Genomic DNA, 19,884 nt, shown 5'->3' with positions numbered 1-19,884 from the left:
AAGAAGATGCAAACCCAGGCGCTAGTGAAAACACAGCTGCTGCTCCTAAAGAAGATGCAAACCCAGGCGCTAGTGAAAACACAGCTGCTGCTCCTAAAGAAGATGCAAACCCAGGCGCTAGTGAAAACACAGCTGCTGCTCCTAAAGAAGATGCAAACCCAGGCGCTAGTGAAAATGTTGATATTAGTAGCTCTAGACAAGGATGAGAGTCTGCAGGAACAGCAGATGGGGAAGCAAATTAGTTTTTATATATAACAAATTTAGTTAATAAAACTATAAAGATTCTGAAATAAAAAATATTAATATTAAAAAACTAAAAACTGCTTATAAATAGTTTTGAACAAACGACTATAATACTCATATATTAATTGTTATGTTAATTATGAGATGTTCTTAGTTGTTTGTTTTTTGTTAAATACTGTGTTTTAAATATTTTTTAACATTATTTAAAACATTGTTTCATTAAAAATATTTTTGTCGAAAAGATATTATCTTTGTTAATTAAATTAATTTTTTTTATTTTTGTTTGTTCGTTTTTGCAAAATATTTGTGATTCTTATGTTATCAGGGGTACTGATTAATTTATAATTAAAGGGTTAGAGAAACATTAAGATAAATTAGAGGAGAAATTTTATGACACCACATATACATGCAAAAAAGGATGAAATTGCTAAAGTTGTTTTAATGCCAGGAGATCCGTTGCGTGCAAAATGAATTGCAGATACTTTTTTAACAGATGCTATTCTTGTAAATGATGTTCGGGGAATGTTGTGTTATACAGGATATTACAAAGGCGAACGTATTAGTGTAATGGGACACGGAATGGGTATTCCATCAATTGGAATCTATTCATACGAATTGTATAAATTCTACGATGTAGATACTATTATTCGTGTTGGTTCAACAGGCGCTTATGTTGAAGATTTGAAATTAGGAGATGTTGTATTGGTTAGTAAAGCCTATACAGATTCAACATTTGTCGAAGCTATTGGAGCAAAAAAAGATGAACAGAACTTTATGTACCCAACACAAAGTATTTATGAAGTAATTAAACAAAGCGCTGAAGAACTAAAACGTCCAATTATTGAAGCGATTTGTCATGCATCGGATGTTTTTTATAATAACGGTCACGAAAGTCTAGATGCAATTAAAAAACGCACACATGCTCAATGTGTGGATATGGAGTCTGCTGGTTTGTTTGCTAACGCCCAAATCTTAAATAAAAACGCCGCAACAATGTTAACAGTTTCTGATTCGCTAGTTGTTGATGCATCAATGACTCCAACAGAACGAGCAACAACGTTTAAAGCGATGATGGAAATTGCTTTGAATGCCGGTATTAAATTCTTAAAAAAATAATTTATTTTATTATTTGTTATAATAAAAATACTAAAAACTTAAAGAAAGAATTTAATATATGTCAAATCAAGTTAAACCCCTAACGCGTGCCGAAATAGTTAATCAAGTTTCTAAAATGATTAACAATGATAAAAAAACAACCAAAGAAATTTTAGAAACTTATGAAAATTTTTTAATTTTAGAGTTGACACGATCTGGGGAAGTTAGTTTAGGTAAAATTGGTAAATTCAAATTATCAAAGCGTAAAGAGCGAAAAGGAGTAAATGTTTTTACAAAAGAAAAATTAATTATTCCAGAAAAAATTATTCCTAAATTTGCTTTTACAAAGGGAATCAAAGAGATTGTGAATGTAAATTTACAAGTAACAGATGATTCTATTGAATATGAAGAAATTGATACAGAACAAAAACAAGACGAATTTGTAACTGAAACTTATGAAACTGAAGAATAAAAACAAACTAGACCGTTTTTAATGGTCTAGTTTGTTTAATAAAGGAGTATTATGAAACACACAATTACCAAAGCGAAAGAGCAAGAATTATTACAAGAGTTGCATGATATTTTAAATATCAAATGACCTGAGATTACACGTCAATTACAAGCAGCTCGTGAGCAAGGAGACTTATCAGAAAACGCTGATTATGATGCAGCTAAGAACGAACAAGCAAATTTAAACCGTCGTAAAGAAGAAATCGAAGATATTCTTAATGATTATGAATTGATTGATGATAGTAAATTATCAAACGAAACTGTTTCTCTCGGAAATGTTGTTAGAATTTTTAACTATAAAACAAACCAAGAAGAAGTTTACACAATTGTGGGGACTATCGATGTGAACCCGTTAGAAAATAAGATTTCTAATCTATCAGCCTTAGGAAAGGCATTAGTTGGTTTGCGAGTTGAAGAAACAGCAACGTTGCATATTGATAATCCTTATCGTGTTAAGATTTTAGAAATTAAATAAGATTAGAATTAAAAAATAAAACAGAACGTCTTGGGACGGATCTGTTTTATTTTTTTACCCTAAAAATGTAGTTTTATCAAAATGTTAATATGAATTAAAATTTAGAATTCAATAATGATATAAAAAAACTATTTTTACAAACAATTTTCTAATTTCTAAAAAATATAAAAATAAATTTTTATTAGGTTTTTGATTTTTGTCGGTTGTATATATATGTTTTTGTTTAAAATATAATAGAGTAATTAGAACTCATTTTATTTATGTAAGTGAAATAAAAAATAATTAAAAGGATTGTATTAATGAAAAATAATAAACTTAATAAAAAAATCTTATTTTCTACAATGGGAGCTTTAGCTATTGCTGGTTCAGTAATTGCTATTGCTGCAAGTTGTAATAATAGTGGCAGTTCTGCTGCTGATGTAAAAGGAAAATTTGAAGCTAAAAATTCAGGAAGTTATGCAACACAAATGAGTGATTTAGCTGGTGGAACAATTACATTAGCTAGTGCTTGAGGGGATGCAGCTTCAATTTATGCAAAAGACAACCGTGATGATATCATTGTTGTTGGAGCGACAACTGCTATTGCAAACGATGGTGTTCAAGTTCGCAATACCCTTAAAAAAGGTGATATTAAAGCATTACAGATTTTATTTACAGAAGCTATTAAAAAAGCAAAAGAAAATGAAAAAGCTTTAAAAGCAAACCCTAATGCTGAAAATAAAGAATTAACTATTGATGTTGGTGGTAAATCTAAATCAGTTTTTAGTGTTTATAATCATGATGGGTATGCACAATTAGTTGATGAAAACGCTGAAATTACTGTAAATCCGCAAGGAGATAAACGTAAATTATATTCAAAATCTCCAGAAGAAGGTAGCGAATACTTTGAAATTAGTTCTGATAACAAAGTAACTAAAAAAACAGGATCAAAAAAACTTAAGGTTCAATTTATCCCATCAGGAGATCCAACTAATGTCCAAAAAGCAGTTAGTAAGATTAGTGAATACTTTAATACAATGGGTTTAGATAACTTTGAAATTACAGTAAGTACAAGTTACGACCAAGCTGCAAATAGTTTGAATAATGGATTATTAGATGTTGCTTTCCTTCCTGTTGATACATGAGCGACAAAAGCCCAAAACACAAATTTCATTTTACAAGCCGGTCGCTCAGTACAAATTATTGATCCATATGTTTCGCTAGATCAAACATTCACACCAGCATTTACAAGCGAAAAACTTTTAGTCGATGCTGCTAATGGATACCGTACTTTTAGCAAAGGTGCAAATGGCAAAGTACAACTTTATATTCAAGGTACAGGAAACCCAACGACTGTATCAGAAGGATATCCAGAAGCTTTAAAAACAGTTGTTGATAAATTAGCAACTGCAGCAAATGGAGATACTAATAATTTAAAGACAGTTGGTTTCTATCGTGCTTATATTTACGCTCGTAAAGATAGCGAAATTGCCAAAATGATCCAAGAAGCAATGAAAAAACAAGGTGAAAATTGAAAACTTAACTGAAATGATGTTAAGGGGTTAATTAAATTTGGTTATACTTCAAAAACGTCATCAGCTTCTTATACATTCCCTGAAGAATGATTTAAAAAACACTTTGATGGGTTCACATCATTTGAAAGAGAAAAGAATTAATAATTAATATGAGTTCTAACAAATCAAAAAATCCTAAACAGTTATCTGATTGAACGATTGAATGATCTAATGTTAGCAAAACTTATCCAAATGGAACAAAAGGGTTAATTGATGTCAATCTGCAAATTAAGCAGGGTGAATTTGTCGCAATTATTGGTCTTTCCGGTGCCGGAAAGACCACTCTTTTAAAAACTGTTAACAAAATCAATACAATCAGTGACGGAACATTAAAAGTTGGTCCGTATGAAGTTAGTAAATTAAATGGCAAAAAACTACGTGAATTTAGAACAAAAGTTGGAATTGTTTTTCAAGGATATAATTTAATTGATAATATTTCTGTTATTGATAATGTTCTTGCAGCGCGTGCGGCAAAAATGAATCGTTTTCGTGCCTTTTTTGGACTTTATTCAAAACGTGACCAAGATTTCGCATACCGTGCATTAGCCAAAGTAAATATTCTTGAAAATGCATATGATTTAGCAAAGGATTTATCAGGTGGACAAATGCAACGTGTTGCACTCGCTCGTACACTTGCACAAAATCCAAAAATTATTTTAGCTGATGAGCCCGTTGGCGCGCTTGATCCTATTATGGCAAAAAGTGTAATGGATGGCTTTTTGTATGTTAATAAATCAGAAAATATTACTGTACTTGCAAATTTACACCACGTTGATTTAGCGTTACAATATGCTGATAGAATTATTGGGGTTAAAAAAGGAAAAATCGTTTACGACGGACCATCAACTAATGTTAATTTAGATATTTTAAAACAAATTTATGGTGAACAACTTGAACAATTTGATGAACAACAGTTTATTGAAACTAAACGTAAACGGGAAACAATTCAGGCAGATATTTTAGAGAAGATTAAAAATGAAACAAGTAGTACACCAGAAACTTTCTAAATCTTCACACCATAAAGCACGTTTTATCTTTGTTCTGCAAAAGATTAAGAACTACTTCCAACCAAAATTTATTGACATCAATGGTCAAAAAGTAACTAAAAGTTTCCCATGATTTAGTATTTTTGCAATTCTTGCAAGTTTAGCTATTTTTGCAGTTATTGTTTGAATTAGCAAACCGGATTTTAGCGGACAAGATATTTTTTGAAAAAAATATATTCCTGATTTTTTTAATTTCAAAACTATTGATGTCGCAGGGGAAGATTACACTCCAACAGCCACTTTTGTGCATGCACTTAAGTATTTATGAAAAACAATTAGTTTTTCAATCTTAGGGACTATTTTAGGAATTATTATTTCTGTTCCAATTGCCTTATTAAGTGCAAAAAATTTTATTAAAACTCCTTTTATTTATATGCCGATGCGGATTTTTATGTCTATTATTCGGTCAATTCCACCTATTGTTTTTGCTTTTGGGTTTAAAAATTTAGTTTCACCTGAATTAGCAGCTACTTTTGCGTTAGCGGTGTTTGTATCATCGGTAATGGCTAAGTGGCTATACGAAGATTTGGATACGTACGATGTGTCAGCATATCACGGATTACAAGCAATTGGAAATAACAAAATGGTTGCTTTCAAGCGTTCAATTATGCCTTATTTAAATAAACGAATTTTTGCATATGGTTTCTATTCGTTTGAAATGGTTGTACGATTTGCAGCAATTCTTTCAATTGTAGGGATTCCTACAATTGGGGAGTCGGTAACCAACTACCAAGAATATGGTAAATTCGGAGGATTAACAATTGTTTTATGAGTTCTAATTACCTTTATGGTGATTTTAGAAGTTTTAAACTTTTTAGTTAAAAAATATTTTTTAGAGGCAGTTCCTAAACGTCCTGTTGTCGATGATAAGTTGCCATACAATGAGTATTTAAAGCAATTAAAAAAACAAAAACCAAAAGTTTATTTATGGAAAGTTGGTTTAGGAATTGTTATTTTAACACTTGTTATTTTATCGTTATTTCAAATTAAATTTGCGAGTGCTAACGATGTACAAATTTCTTTCTTTGTTAAAGGAATGAATAGTTTCTTTAGTCCTTATTGACAAGTCTTTAAGGGTTGGGGGAGTGATAATCCGATTAAATTAGGTTTAAATGCCCTTGCAGTGGCTATTTTATCAACTCTAATCGGAACAATATTAGCTATCCCATTAGCTCTATTGGCATCGTTTAATATTACTAAATGATGATCATTATTTTTTAAATTAATAATCATTATTCTTCGTGCTGTTCCGGCTTTTACGTTTGCAATTTTATTCTTAGCCCTGTCAAAAGATTCCATCGTTTTTGCGGGTGTGCTTGCGTTAGGAATCCATTCAATTGGAATGATGGGGAAATTAACTACCCAAGCTGTCGAAAAAATTCCTAAACGTTTCTTTGAGTCATTAGATTCAATCGGTGCATCTGTTGGTTTAAAATTCAAGTATACAATTAAAGAAATTATGCCAACAATTATTTCAAACTTCTTATATCGAATTGAAATTAACTTCAAATCTACAACTGTAATCGGGACAGTGGGTGCTTCACCTTTTGGTTTACAAATTAATATCTTATCAGGTAACCCATCGAACTGAAATATTCTATCGGCATACTTAATTTTCACAATTATTTTATTAATGATTCTAGAATATGTATCGTCATTATTGCGTAAAAAAGTAATGACTGGATATTTCTTTAGTCAGGGTGTGTGGTTCAAGCGTCTTTTACGAAATTGAAAAACAATTCATGCCCTTGCAGTTGCAAAAACATTTAATATTAGTTTTGCAAACCACTACAAACCGATTAACTACAATTTAGCATACCGTGATCATATGTTTAATTCTGTTTATCATTATGCCACATATTATAACAACCATATTGATCGACATACTTATGAACGTTTAATTTATCTACAAAGTTTAACTAAAAAAAGTTATCAGGTCAATTTAAAACAAATTCAAACTGAGATTAAGATTATTAAAGATAAAGCTAAAGAAACGACCCTTACAAATATGCAAAAGGCCCATATAAACAAACGTGTAAATAAACAAGTATACCAAGCACAAAAATATGCGATAAATAATTACTTAAATAGTCAAGCGAGTGATTATCATGTTTCATAAACAAAATAATAATCAATTAATTTCCTTGCTTCATACTTTTTGAGAATACATTAAAAAGTATGACAAAATCACGTTATGTACACACATCGAACCAGATGGAGATACTTTAGGAAGCGCAGTTGGATTACAAGAATTAATACGTCTTGCATTTCCTAATAAACAAGTACGCATTAGTGGTGATGATTATCCACGTAACCTCCAATTTTTATTGGATGGACCTGCTGGCTTGGTGGACGATACATTCTTTAACGAATCGTTAAAAATTGTTGTTGATACATCAACTTATCGACGAATTTATGATCAACGGGTAAATCCGGCCACATCCTTAAAAATTGATCATCACCACGAAGAAGGTGAATGGATGTTTGCAATTGGCGGTGACTATTGACCTGCAACAGGAGAGCCATTAGTGGTGCTGGCAGATGTATTAAATCTAAAAACGAATCAACGTTGTTTAGAAGGGCTTGCAACTGCAATTTTGACTGACACTGAATTTTTACGAGAACGTAATATTAGTAGTCAAACATTCCTTGCATTGTCTTGGTTGATTGAGCGCGGTTTAGATTATTTAGGTTTAATCAAAAAATTGGCATTAACAAATGAAGAAAATAAACTTGTTTTTAGTTATTTAAACCAAAAGCAAAGGCAAGACAATATTGATTTTTTAGTTGTTGACACAGTTGTGCATAATGATATTGTTCGTCCTTTAACAGCTAAATTCGCAGAAATAGCAAGCTCTGAAGTTTGTTTTATGTTATTAAAAAAACTAGATGGAAAATACCGTGGTGAAATTCGATCAAAGACGAGTTACGATGTATCACGGGTTGCTAAAGTATTTGGCGGCGGCGGACACTTTAACTCTGCTGGATTTATCATTGAAAAACCAGATCAAGTAAAAAATATCATTCAAACCATTAAAAGTTTTGAAGAAAAAATTTAATAGATAATTTTTTTAAAAAAACACTCCCAAACAGGGAGTGTTTTTATGTTCAATTAAACGATCAAAGGCATAAAAAAATAAATATTAAGACGGAGACGAATCAACTCCACCAAGTATATGTTTACACTCTTTATTCACGCACGGACAGAAGATTAATTACGTCTTCTGATAACTCCGGGTTTTACCCAAGGAACTTGCCTTTGATTTTGTATTTTAAAGTTTCTACAGATTTTCGTTCCTACTTCACGACAGAAGATTTATACACACCTCGCGGTGCTTCAACTGTACTACCTAGTTGGCATCGTTTGCTGACAGCGCCACACTTATCAGAAACCTAGATATACCTTTCGTGAATCGTTTAAGACTATAAACAGATAGTTCCACCCTGTACTTTTCGTTAATACGTTAACTCAACAGAACTCTAATTACAAAGTAATTACCATTCTCAAGCACAAGTACCTTATAAGCAAGGACTTATTGTTCGGTCATTAATATTTATTTAGATAGTATTATATAAAAAAAATATATTTTTGTCAACTAAAATTAATTTAAAAATGTATTCGCTGATGTTTTATTATACTAAGAAAAAAGTTTTTCAGATAGTTTTTAAGAGTTTTTCATTTTATAAAATAATCTTTTTGAACGAATTTATTGTTTATCTAAATTTTTTATAACAATAAAACAACAAATTAAGGCTTATTTTTCAGCTTTATTTAGTATTGATTTTTAGTTATCATTAGTTATTTTGAAATGCTTAATATATTGTTTATTTTTGCAATCTGCAATGAATTCATCGTGCCACAAGATAAAAATTTTGGGAGTAATGTTAAATTTTGCACACACTGCATCAATACTAACATAATGATTACGAAAATAAATAATTGCTGCTATTTTTTCGTTATGAACAATATTTTTACAAATAGTTTCGTCTTTAATTTCTGAATTTTGAAACTGTTTAATTCATTTATAAATTGTTGTTGGCGTAATTTTATAAATTTCTGCTAATTGTTTAACACTCATTTCCTTTGCAAAATAACGTTTTAAAACTTCTTGTTTTTGGAATTTTCTTGTAATAATTTTTTCCCCCTCTTGTGTTATTGATATTTATTATAATGGAAATAAAAAAGTTGCATCTGCAGGAAATAAAGGGCTATAGTGTATGACACCTTAAGTTTTATTATATGTATTTTACACTAAAAAATAATTTTTTAGCATAATTTCAACACCCACTACCGTTTACTACCTATTTTTACTAGTTGCATATACTTTTATTTTTCACTAAGATGAAAGAAGTTTTATTATCTGCGCACATCTACACAGGTGCATTCATTATTGGGGCGAGATAAGGGGTTCGCCTATAACCTCTGAGGATGAGTTTATATAATATGTATTATTAATAACTATCTTGTTTTTTAGTGATGGCACTTTTTCAAAAAATGACAAATGCTTTTAATTTTAACCTTACAAATATGTATATATAGGTATAGTATATAGGACGTTGAAAATTATATAAAAAGTGTGATTACTTTTGTGACATCACTACAATATTTTATCCAATAAAGACTACGTTTGTGCTCCTAGAAACACCACATTAGATACGTTCCTTCCTAAAGGTGTCTATTTTGGATGATGAAAAGGATTGGTTGCTAAATTTATTGATATAATGCGCAATAAATGTTTCATTATTACCACCATAATAATGTTTGTTTTCACCTATTAAGAATTTCTTCTTAACTGTTATTTTTATAATTTAATTAATAAACGGCACACCGTCTTAATTGATAAAGACCCTTTTTGACACTCTGTGAAACGGGCGACTTGTTGGATAAAAGACACTATTTTAGAATGCAGTCCTTGTTTTTAAAAAACATTAAGAATAAGTAATTCATCACTTATGTGCTGAATAAACAAAAAGCGAAAGGTCTTGTGATTTTTAATCTTTCAAACGAACGCATTATGCGCTACTTTCATAAGACGGAATTTATCATAGAAGCGTTTTGGTCTTTAATTTCCAAGCTAATTTATCTATAAAAGCGTCATCTCAAAAAAGATTAATACTTTTTTCGAATGATTGTTTTCCAAAATTTTAAGTAACAAAAAGAACAACTTGATTGGTTTACCCTTCTTTTTTCAAGAGTTTAAAAAACAATTCAGAGCTATGCTTATAACCTAAAGATGATGGTATTAAATGATAGTGAATATTCAAATTTCCCAGAAAATAGAAAAAATTTATATCACTAGGATTTTTGCATAAAATTACTTTATAATCAAGACATATTAAATGCAAAATATTTGTAAAAAATTATTAGATAATGAGGATTTCATTTTAAAAGTAGATAATAAATACTAACTACACAGAGACTACTTATAAAATTTTTTACAATACTTTAAAAAGAAGTGATAAATAAATTTATTTTATATCAATGGTATAAAGTTTATGTTAGAGAAAATAAACTTATGCTCTACATTAGCTGCCAATATGAGAATAGATGGACATATTATTTTAAGAAAATATGCTATAAGAAAATTAACACTAAAAAACTGCTTAATGTTTCAAGGTTATTCTAGTGTTTTTGAGTTTGAAAAAGATATGACTGATTCACTTATACAAAAAAATTAGAAATGCGGTTGTAGTGCTTGCGATATTATAGATTAGCTAGTTAAATTATAAACGCACTTATCAGAACGGATAAAAATAAATTAAAAAGGAGACTATATAGATGGCATACGAAGATCCATTAACAATAAAAGAAGTAGTAGATAATATCAAAAGCGGGAAATATTTTCTTCCTGCGATTCAAAGAGAGTTTGTTTGGGACACTAAACAAATTGAAATACTTTTTAATAGCATAATGAGAGAATATCCTATTGGTTGATTTTTATTTTGGAAAATAAAAAAAGAAAATACAGGCAATTACAAATTTTATAAATTTTTAGAATATTATCACGAAAGAAAAAAAACACATAATGAAAAAGTTAGTATAAATGGCGAAAAAGAAATTACTGCTATTTTAGATGGTCAACAAAGACTGACTTCGATTTATATAGCTTTAAAGGGTAGTTATTCAAAAAAGTTGCGAAACAAACAACCTGATAAAGATGATACGTATCCGGAAACCAAATTATATCTTAATTTAATCCCAAAATCAGACCAAAAAACAGAAGATAATGATTTTGAGAATAATTTTAAATTTTTAACCGAAGAAAATGCGAATAAAAAAGATGAAAATAATTATTGGTATTGAGTAGGTGACATATTAGATGTTGATGAAGAAAAAGGAATAGAGAATCATTTATTAGAGAAAAAAGATATTTTTGCTAATTACAAGGAAGAAACAAAAGAAAAGTGCAGAGAAACATTGCGCAAGTTATATAAACTCATTCATACCGAAAAACTTATAAGCTATTACATCACAGATAGTGAATCATTAGATAAAGTATTGGATATTTTTATAAGACTAAATAGTGGTGGAACTGTATTGAGTGATTCAGATTTATTATTGTCAAAGGTAACTGCACAATGGAAGAAAAAAGACGCAAGAGAACTAATGATAAATTTTGTTAATGAAATTAATCGTATTGACAATAGTGATCATATTGGCTTTAATTTTGATAAAGACTTTGTTTTAAAAGCAAGTTTAGTAATGAATAATTTTCCAAATATTAAATATAAAGTAGATAACTTTAATGAAACAAATACAGAAAAGATGGAAAACAATTGAGATGATGTAACTAAGGCTATAAGAATAGCGGTAGAATTGGTATCAAGTTTTGGTTATACTAAAGAAACGTTAACTTCAAAAAATGCAATTATTCCTATTGCTTATTATTTATATAAAATAAAAGCAAATGAGAATTACTTTACCTCATATAAAAACTGAAAAGATAAAAATAAAATAAAAAAATACTTAGTTTTAGCTTTAACAAAAAAACTATTTGGCGGACATAGTGATAGTGTGTTAACAACCATTCGTAATATTATAGATAAAAATAATACAGAATTTCCTTTAGAACAAATTATTGAAAAATTTAAAAATAGTAATAAAACATTATTATTCACAGATGATGAAATAAGAGAATATACTAAAGAAAAATACGGTAAAGGTTTTACTTTTTCATTATTATCTTTATTATATCCAAATCTAAATTATAGAAACCGTTTTCATATAGATCACATTTTTCCTAAAAGTTTATTTACAGAGAAAAATTTGCATGAAGAAGGTTTTAATGAAAAAGACATTGATACATATTTAGAAAATTTTAATTGTCTTCCTAATCTTCAATTACTTGAAGCTGTTCCAAATAAGGAAAAGAATGATAAAGAATTTAAAGTTTGGCTCGAAGAAATATACCCTGGTGACACTGAAAAACAAGCTAAATTCAAAAAGGATAATTATATACCAGATGTAAATTTAGATTTTGAAAATTTTATTGAATTCTTTAATAAAAGAAAAGAATTAATTATCGAAAAACTCAAGGAAATTTTGCAAGATACAAATATAAAGTAAATATGAAAAACAGGATGAGAATTAAAAGTTCTTATTCTTTATTTTGGTAATTAAGATTAAGGATTTGATGAACTGAAAACGAAAACAAGTCCAAATAAACTACTTGGATTTGAGTGGGTTATATATAAAATTAAATGTAAGAAACGTAGTTTAATATATACCAAAAATCTTAGGAGCTGTAGGCAACTTAGCATATGATATATGATACCTTAAGTTCATTACATATATCATATTTATAATTTTGCTTTTATTATCTACCTGATTAATAATCTTAATCGTTATTTTGGTGACGATTAAAACTGTATTTTCAATTTGAGGATTAAAACATACATACTTTCTATATTTATAATCTGAATAATATTTCAATATATATTCTTTAAGTTTTCTAAAAATACGATTGATGTTGTCCATCTTTTTTTAAAAATTAGGATTTGTTGGATAAAAAAATCTTGAATGTTCGTAACAGCTTTTTGTGATGCTTCTGATAAATTTACATATCAAATGTCTTTTTTGCTCGCTAATTCAGTTTCATTTTTTTATTTTAAAAATCTAGCATAGGTTTTATAAAAGAAAAAATCAGGGTGTATATGTTCAGCATTACTGTACAATGTGTATAATAGCAACAGACATTTTCATCATTCAACTTGTTAGCTTTCAAAAAACTTTGTACATGTTCTTTCTAAATCTGATAATATTAATTTTTTGTAATCAAACCTTTTTGCAAACCTAAATCACTAATTAGATCTCAGAAGTTTTCTGTATGTTAGCTTAACTTCTTTTGTACATTATCAACCTTTACATTCTCGGCTTTTTTAGCAAAAAATCGTATAAAACGATTGATTCTGACGAACAGTGTTATTTTGTTTAACGTGTTTTTGAAACCATTTTAGTTTCTCGTTCACATTCGTTGCGAATAACTCTTTTTTGTTAGACAAAAAACATTAGGCATGACTACCGATGATGATTTGCGTAATAATTAATTGAACATGTTGGTACTACGAACTCGATTTTTAAAAGTTCTTATATTTCCTTAGTTGTCTTATATTAACCTTTTAGGGTTAAAATTTAAATTGCTAAATATAAGCACAAATAAATCTTTCGCACTTATGCAATATTGTTCCATTTAGTTTAAATATCATATCAATCGATACAGGACCCAAACTTTTATTCGCCTCTAATGTGCGATTATCTTATTGTATTACGCAATTAATTCAGCATAATTAAACAGATGTTTTTAGATCGATGGCTTTATGTTGTTTATTATAAACTGTTTTCTAACACGGTTAATTATAGATTTTGTTATATAAATGATTCATGAAAACATTGTGTTCTAGCCCCGCATTCTTTTATCGTATTCAATAATTCCTTATTCATCGCGATTGCTTCATAAACTGTTTGACTTGAATTAAAATACAGTTTTACTTGATGTTCCAAACCTTGAGGCGCGACTTTTATTATTTGAAGCTTTTTAACGCTTTATAACATTTTTAAATCGTTCTTTCATTTATATCTAAATTATTAGCTAAATTGACTTGCTTATAAATAAAGAAGCATTCATCGCCATCAAAAATTACAATTGATTGACGAAGATGTTTGATATTTATATAACTGTATAACCAAAGACATGACCGCAGAATTTTCGCTCGCAATATTAATGCGTTATAAACAAAGCTAGGAAGTTGTACGAAACGGCTTTTTCTTATTTAACAAAGAATCATTTTTTAGAATTGCCAAATTTTTTATTTTGTATTTTTTAAATCTCGCTAAATTTTTCGAGCGATAAAAAAAGGGCAAGCCATTTGGCTTACCTTTTTTTCTTATGCTCCCAAAAAGTTTGATTACTTTTTAGGAGGATAGCATAAGTATAAAAAAAGATCTGCGTCTTCGCAGATCTAAACAATAATTTGTTTATGGGTATAGCCAACTAGAAATAAATCTAGACTTGTTGCAAACGAATTTAACAACTAGAATTGTTTAATCTACCCATATAAATTAAACAGTCAAATATATTTTAACCAATCTACTTAAATTTGTCAACCCTTATTCGTGCATCTTTATAATAATTTTTATTCCCTAAATAAACTGTTTGGTCATTGGTTAATGAACTTACTCATAAACGACATTCTTTAATCATTTCACTGTGGGTTTTGTCGCCATAATATTTACTATTTATGAAATCATTATAGTCTGTTTGAGAAATGAAGACTACATCACAACCTGTAGCATAAATATGCTTAAACAAAGGTTTTAAAAGACTATTGTAAAAATTATCTTTAATTTCTTTGAGACTAAAATTATCAAAAACAAAAAAATCAGCAAGTTTTAGCTGTTCTAACATTTCCTCAACTGTTGCAAAGTATTTATTATTTTTGCGATAAATTTCATAAACAATACTGCGTAGCTTGTCGAAATCCAAAAAAGCAACTTTAATTTGACTTTCTCTAATATAAGTATTTGTTAATAATGTTGTTAAAAATGTCTTTCCTGAACCAAACCCTCCTGATAAATAAAAAGAGTGCGTTAAAAGTTTATCAGAGCGATTATAATCAAAAAAAGTTTCAAAAAAGTATTTACGGTCAACACCATTCTCATCATAAAAATGCACTTCACTTAGAGGAGGCAAATTTTTTTGGATATTATCTAAAAAATAATCTGCTAAGAAGTAATAATCAAGATGGTTATTACTAAAAACTGGCTCTTCATTCTTAACATAGCTAATAATTAATTCTTTTTCACGTAATAATAAAATTGGTTTAAATTTCTTGTTCGCGTATTCTTTGACAAGCTTTAAATACTCATTAATAACATTCTGATTTTTCAAAAAATCAGTTTCATCTAACGATAAATCCTGAAATTGAGGATCATTTTTAAATTGCTTATAAGTTAAAACAAACTTGCTCATACGCTACAACCGACTCCTGTTATTAGTTTCGACGTTTCAATTCTCGACCTCATGCTAGATTAATTCCGGTATGTGCACGAAGTTTATGATTTTCACTATTAGATTCTAAACTATTTACACTGCTAATGTTCCATTCAAAACTACGTTGAGTCAAGGAATTACGTAAAAAGTAAATAGCATCTTGTAAATTAGAAATATTCTGCGCATATATAGTTTTTAGAATTTTAGTGATGTATACTAAGTTTAAACGTCCAATTTTATTTTTATAAACACAATAATCAACTACTAAGTTAATGGCTCAATAATTATGCGGAAAATCTTTGATTAACTGATTAATTAATTTGGTTTCATCAGGTTGAATATTATTGAAAAAAATAATTTGTAAAAAATCATAAGGATGCAAAGTGGTATAAAGATTTAAAAGTTCAGCAAAATTATCAAGTGATTGATTAGAATAAAAAATATCTTTATTACGTTTAACGCTAATATTGTTGTTTCTTTTTCATTCTGTATTAGTTACTTTTATTTGTTTTGGTTTTTCAATAGTTTTATTTTCATTATTTACAAATAGTGCACTAGCTTCTTTAAGTTGTGAAGTTAAGTCTATTGGATCGTAATTAAATTTTTTGGCCAACCAATGTTTTAAAGATGTTTTTTTAATAAAACGATCTTTAAAATCTTCATTAGCAAATAAGTGTGCAGGAGTTTCGGGTTCTTTGATAACTAAATAAAACTGTTGTTCATCTTGATAGACACTAATTAAATTAATTTCACTTAGAAAAGCAATACATTTATTAATTTGTTGATCACTGCTTGCAAGATTTGTACTTAAATCAATTCAGCTAATTACTTGTTGGTGTTTAGTCAATGTTGCAAGAAAAACATAAAATGCAACAACATCTAAACCGATAATTGGGACATAAAGATCGTATAAAACCGCTTGGTTAATACATAAATTATCGTTTTTTAGTATGCAAAAATTCATAAACGGAAACCCTTTATTTTTGAAATTAATTGTTTTTAATGTGTTTTACAAGTTTTAACTAAGAATAATTGTAATTAAAAAAACAGAAAAAAACTATTAAAAAAAGATTAAATAATTCTTTCTTATACAGGCGATGAGAGTTATAGACATTAAGAAAAATAACAAAAACCCGCATTTATCGGGTTTAAATTCTTTGTGATAAAGTTATAGACATGTAAAAAAAATATTTTTATTTTTTACTCGTTATACGAGTTAAAAAGATAAGCGACCTCTCGCACCTTGTCAATCTCTTTGTCAGTTAATTGAAGATCCACTTCACTATCATACACTAAATTTAAGTAGTTAATAATTGCTTTTCCAATAATTTGGACATCTAATTGATCAAGGGCTAAAAAGTAATGAGCACAATAGATTTGAACAGCCTTCATTGCGTTGTCATATTTAAAAGGGTCTTGTTGGAATGCGACAGAAAAAATTTGTTCAAAATCATTGATTAATTCTGTAGGATATAATACAACTTCTTGGGTTAAGAAATGCAAATAATCAGCAGGAATAACTTCTTGTTTTTTAACTAAATATTGATTAAAAAATAAGAATGACTCACTGATTTGATATTCCGCCAAAACTTCGAGCAAATTTAGTTTTTCAATTAAATTAATATCCTGATTTAAAAAGATATTATTAAAGTATATCTGATCATTTAAAGATCATTGACCAATATAATTATCTAAATATTCACGCACATAATATGTATGCACTTGGTGGTGTACGATTATTTGTTTGTAATAATCATCTGGTGTTCAGTCAGTGTGTTCTACAACTGTTTGTTGTTCAGTAATCTCGTTAATCATATCCAGTTGACTTTGAAACAAAACAAGATATTCATTAGGAACCAATTCCATGGCAAGAAAACTTTCTAATTGGGCACGTGCTAATTCGTATGCTTCTTGCTTGATTAATTGGTTAATTGATTCGTATTGTTTATCAAAGTACTTTTTGATTAAGGTTTGTTCAGCTTGACTAATTGTCTTTATTTGAGGCATAATAACCTTTCTTAAAATTAACACCATTAGTTTTCTTATTGCGAATGCTTTTTTTAATTGGAGCAATATTATTAAATTGAATAATTTTGTGTTTACTAATTAATTTTTCAATCACTCGCTCCTGAATTAGTTTTTCAATTCGTTTTTCAACATCAAGAATTTTATGCATAAGCACAGGTGGATAATTGTATTTTTTTGAGTTTTCTAGAAATTCATCAAAATCAACTTCGCGTCATTGCTTATCAGCACTAATTTTAAAGTCTAAATCAAAATCGTAGTACTTAATTGCCTCTTCTTCGTAGATAAATGGAGAAGCAATGTTAATATAAAATTTCATTCCTGTTTTTTCAATGGTGGCAATAATGTTAAACCATTCTTTTTTAAAGAAAAACCAATATGATGTCTTGTTTGTGTATGATGGAAAATTGCGTTTGGTGTATTCTTCAGCGGTAATAACTAGCGAATTAGTTGAACATAAAACTAACAGATCGTCTTCGATACCAACAACCATTGGGTTATTTCAAGAACGGTATAATCAACCGTTAAGTTTATAAGCGTGCACCATAATTTCTTGATGGATTTTTAAAGCACTTAAATCTTGGTAATTAGTTAGTTCATTAGTTAGTAAATCTCTGTCAAAATGTGATTTTTTTTTGGAATTAATCGGTTGTTGATTTTTGTTCATGAATAATTGTTTCTAACTCCTTTTTCAAATATTCTAAGAGAGCAATAATTTTTTTATAATCCATTCTAGTTGGTCCAATGACTGCAATTTCTTTATTTTTGTTATATAAATTAATACGCGTTGAAGCGATTGCAATTCCGTTATGACCAATTTGATTCCCATATGTGATTTGCGTACTTGTGTTATCAAGTTTTTTGTTTAACGAAATTTGTTCCCAAATTGTTGTGTCCTCAAGTAAGTTTAAAATATCGTTCATTTTGTCAAGATTGTCAAACTCTTGGTGTGATGTTAAATAACGGATACCAAAAGAGTTGTTTTTAACTTTTTGGTCGGTTGTATAGTGTTTAAAAATCCTCAACACAATATTATTCATGTAGTGTTCATATGCGTGGACTTTTTGGGATAAAATATTAGCAGTGTGAATGATTTTATTTGCAAGTTCATTCATTGGGGTATTGATTAGATGTTCATCAAGGATATCAATACAGATGCTCAAATCTTTATATTTAGTAACCTGGTTTAAGATAATAGGGTGGTGTTGTACGTTTCCAGATGATGTTACAACTATTAAAACAGCTTTATGCGGACTTGTTTCAATTAACTGAATTCTTTTTAGTAGTTCGTGATCTTTAAGGTCGCGTGTAATTGCAGGCAACATTGTAAACTGATTAATGATCTCAATTGATTCATCGATAATATCGTCAATTGAAACAAAACGTTGCATAAAAATTTTATGTAACCTTTTTTTAATTACCGGATCAAGATTATCACTTAATGATTCAATTTGATGGTTGTTAAAGTCATATCCTTTAGTGGTTGGGACTCTTCCTCCTGAACGATGTTTTTTTTCTAATAATAACATTGTTTCAAGACACTTCATATCATTTCGAATCGTGGCCGGAGAAACTTGGGGAAAATAGACCTCTTGGATTAGCATACTTGATACAGGAATGGCAGTTTTTGTGTATTCATCGATTACTGCTTGCAATATTTTTTCTTGTCGATTAGTTGGTTGATTTTTATTCTTTTTGTAATTAGCCATCGCAAGACACCCTTTCTTATTTATGAAAATAAAATTATTTGATTAGCTTAACAAAAGATTTGATTATTGCTTGCATTTTATAGTTTAATTGACTTGCTAAGTAATCAATACATTTAGTCGGATAAGTTTTATAAAAACCTGCGTCAGGTTTATAAAAAACAAACAAATGATCATCGTGAGTTTGTCATTCACGAGTTAATTGACTACTAATAACACTGTTCTCTTGTTTCAAAATAACTTCGTTGGACTTGACAATTAGTTGGTAATTAATGTTTAAGTAATTAAATTTATAAGTAATTAATTCTTTTTCTCATCGTGTTTCATAAAAAGTTCAATCTTTTAAATAATAGGAAATTTTTTTATAAAAAAGATTAATCGTAGAGTGGTTAAAATATTTTTGAATAAAGCGTTTAACTAATTTGGTATTATGATGAGCGACAACAAAAAAAGGAATCATTAAAGTTAAAAGAAAAAAGATTCCCAAGACCATTACAGTGATTGCCCCAGGATTGTTTAGTCATGTTTTGCCGGTTTTAATAAATGCTCCAGCAATTAATAAACAAATTGCAAGTATAAAAATTCCAACTACGGTAAATAAACCAATTTTTGCGTTTTTAGTAATTTTTTCGTCAAGTTTGTTTTGACGAAAAAATTTTTTAATCATTTCGTTAGTTTTTAAACTATTATTATATGTAATAATTTGTTGTTCCAATAAATGCATCTTTTTGTTTCCTTTTG

15 protein-coding genes and 1 pseudogene are annotated in these 19,884 nt (G+C 28.7%); 9 read left to right on the top strand and 7 right to left on the bottom strand.

Annotated elements, in window-relative coordinates:
* The 8 genes and pseudogenes from OF377_RS00530 to OF377_RS00495 all read left to right on the top strand — a co-directional run.
* Window positions 1-242, top strand: a pseudogene (locus OF377_RS00530) (hypothetical protein); the annotation flags it as partial.
* Between the two features lie 391 nt (window positions 243-633).
* Window positions 634-1,359 carry a purine-nucleoside phosphorylase gene (deoD, locus tag OF377_RS00525; RefSeq protein ID WP_263835953.1) on the top strand — a complete coding sequence of 242 codons (726 nt, stop codon included), beginning with the start codon at window positions 634-636 and terminating at the stop codon, window positions 1,357-1,359.
* 58 nt (window positions 1,360-1,417) lie between these two features.
* Window positions 1,418-1,810, top strand: a complete 393-nt coding sequence (locus OF377_RS00520) for an HU family DNA-binding protein (protein WP_263835952.1) — start codon at window positions 1,418-1,420, stop codon at window positions 1,808-1,810.
* A gap of 51 nt (window positions 1,811-1,861) precedes the next feature.
* On the top strand, window positions 1,862-2,323 hold the full coding sequence (gene greA / locus OF377_RS00515; RefSeq protein ID WP_263835951.1) for a transcription elongation factor GreA: 462 nt from the start codon (window positions 1,862-1,864) through the stop codon (window positions 2,321-2,323).
* Window positions 2,324-2,622: 299 nt separating this feature from the next.
* Complete coding sequence (locus OF377_RS00510) at window positions 2,623-3,978, top strand: Vmc-like lipoprotein signal peptide domain-containing protein (RefSeq protein ID WP_263835950.1); 1,356 nt, start codon at window positions 2,623-2,625, stop codon at window positions 3,976-3,978.
* Between the two features lie 8 nt (window positions 3,979-3,986).
* Window positions 3,987-4,883: a phosphonate ABC transporter ATP-binding protein gene (gene phnC, locus OF377_RS00505; RefSeq protein ID WP_263835949.1), complete on the top strand. Its 897-nt coding sequence runs from the start codon at window positions 3,987-3,989 to the stop codon at window positions 4,881-4,883.
* Entirely contained in the window at window positions 4,852-7,041 is a 2,190-nt protein-coding gene (locus tag OF377_RS00500; RefSeq protein ID WP_263835948.1) for a PhnE/PtxC family ABC transporter permease, read from the top strand. Before phnC ends, OF377_RS00500 begins: the two co-directional genes overlap by 32 nt.
* Window positions 7,031-7,981, top strand: a complete 951-nt coding sequence (locus OF377_RS00495; RefSeq protein ID WP_263835947.1) for a DHH family phosphoesterase — start codon at window positions 7,031-7,033, stop codon at window positions 7,979-7,981. Before OF377_RS00500 ends, OF377_RS00495 begins: the two co-directional genes overlap by 11 nt.
* Before the next feature lie 726 nt (window positions 7,982-8,707).
* Here the strand turns inward: OF377_RS00495 and OF377_RS00490 are convergent.
* Complete coding sequence (locus tag OF377_RS00490) at window positions 8,708-9,055, bottom strand: helix-turn-helix domain-containing protein (RefSeq protein ID WP_263835954.1); 348 nt, start codon at window positions 9,053-9,055, stop codon at window positions 8,708-8,710.
* Window positions 9,056-10,701: 1,646 nt separating this feature from the next.
* On the opposite strand from OF377_RS00490, the gene OF377_RS00485 reads away from it, so the two are divergent.
* Window positions 10,702-12,489, top strand: a complete 1,788-nt coding sequence (locus OF377_RS00485; RefSeq protein ID WP_263835946.1) for a DUF262 domain-containing protein — start codon at window positions 10,702-10,704, stop codon at window positions 12,487-12,489.
* 2,020 nt (window positions 12,490-14,509) lie between these two features.
* Here the strand turns inward: OF377_RS00485 and OF377_RS00480 are convergent.
* The 6 genes from OF377_RS00480 to OF377_RS00455 form a co-directional block, all read right to left on the bottom strand.
* On the bottom strand, window positions 14,510-15,391 hold the full coding sequence (locus OF377_RS00480; RefSeq protein ID WP_263835945.1) for a hypothetical protein: 882 nt from the start codon (window positions 15,389-15,391) through the stop codon (window positions 14,510-14,512).
* 22 nt (window positions 15,392-15,413) lie between these two features.
* Window positions 15,414-16,376: a DnaD domain-containing protein gene (locus OF377_RS00475; RefSeq protein ID WP_263835944.1), complete on the bottom strand. Its 963-nt coding sequence runs from the start codon at window positions 16,374-16,376 to the stop codon at window positions 15,414-15,416.
* A gap of 236 nt (window positions 16,377-16,612) precedes the next feature.
* Window positions 16,613-17,419 carry a DUF3196 family protein gene (locus OF377_RS00470; RefSeq protein WP_263835943.1) on the bottom strand — a complete coding sequence of 269 codons (807 nt, stop codon included), beginning with the start codon at window positions 17,417-17,419 and terminating at the stop codon, window positions 16,613-16,615.
* A complete protein-coding gene (locus tag OF377_RS00465; RefSeq protein ID WP_263835942.1) occupies window positions 17,397-18,104 on the bottom strand; it encodes a DUF402 domain-containing protein in 708 nt (235 codons plus the stop codon). Before OF377_RS00465 ends, OF377_RS00470 begins: the two co-directional genes overlap by 23 nt.
* Entirely contained in the window at window positions 18,079-19,146 is a 1,068-nt protein-coding gene (gene hrcA / locus OF377_RS00460; protein WP_263835941.1) for a heat-inducible transcriptional repressor HrcA, read from the bottom strand. The genes OF377_RS00465 and hrcA overlap by 26 nt, the downstream gene beginning before the upstream one ends.
* A 34-nt stretch (window positions 19,147-19,180) precedes the next feature.
* Window positions 19,181-19,867, bottom strand: a complete 687-nt coding sequence (locus OF377_RS00455; protein ID WP_263835940.1) for a hypothetical protein — start codon at window positions 19,865-19,867, stop codon at window positions 19,181-19,183.
* Between the last annotated feature and the right edge of the window lie 17 nt (window positions 19,868-19,884).

This window comes from Ureaplasma sp. ES3154-GEN, assembly GCF_025780075.1.
Lineage (GTDB): Bacteria > Bacillota_I > Bacilli_A > Mycoplasmatales > Mycoplasmoidaceae > Ureaplasma.
Note: the sequence above shows the minus strand (reverse complement) of the source record. Positions and strands in the feature narration are given on the sequence as shown.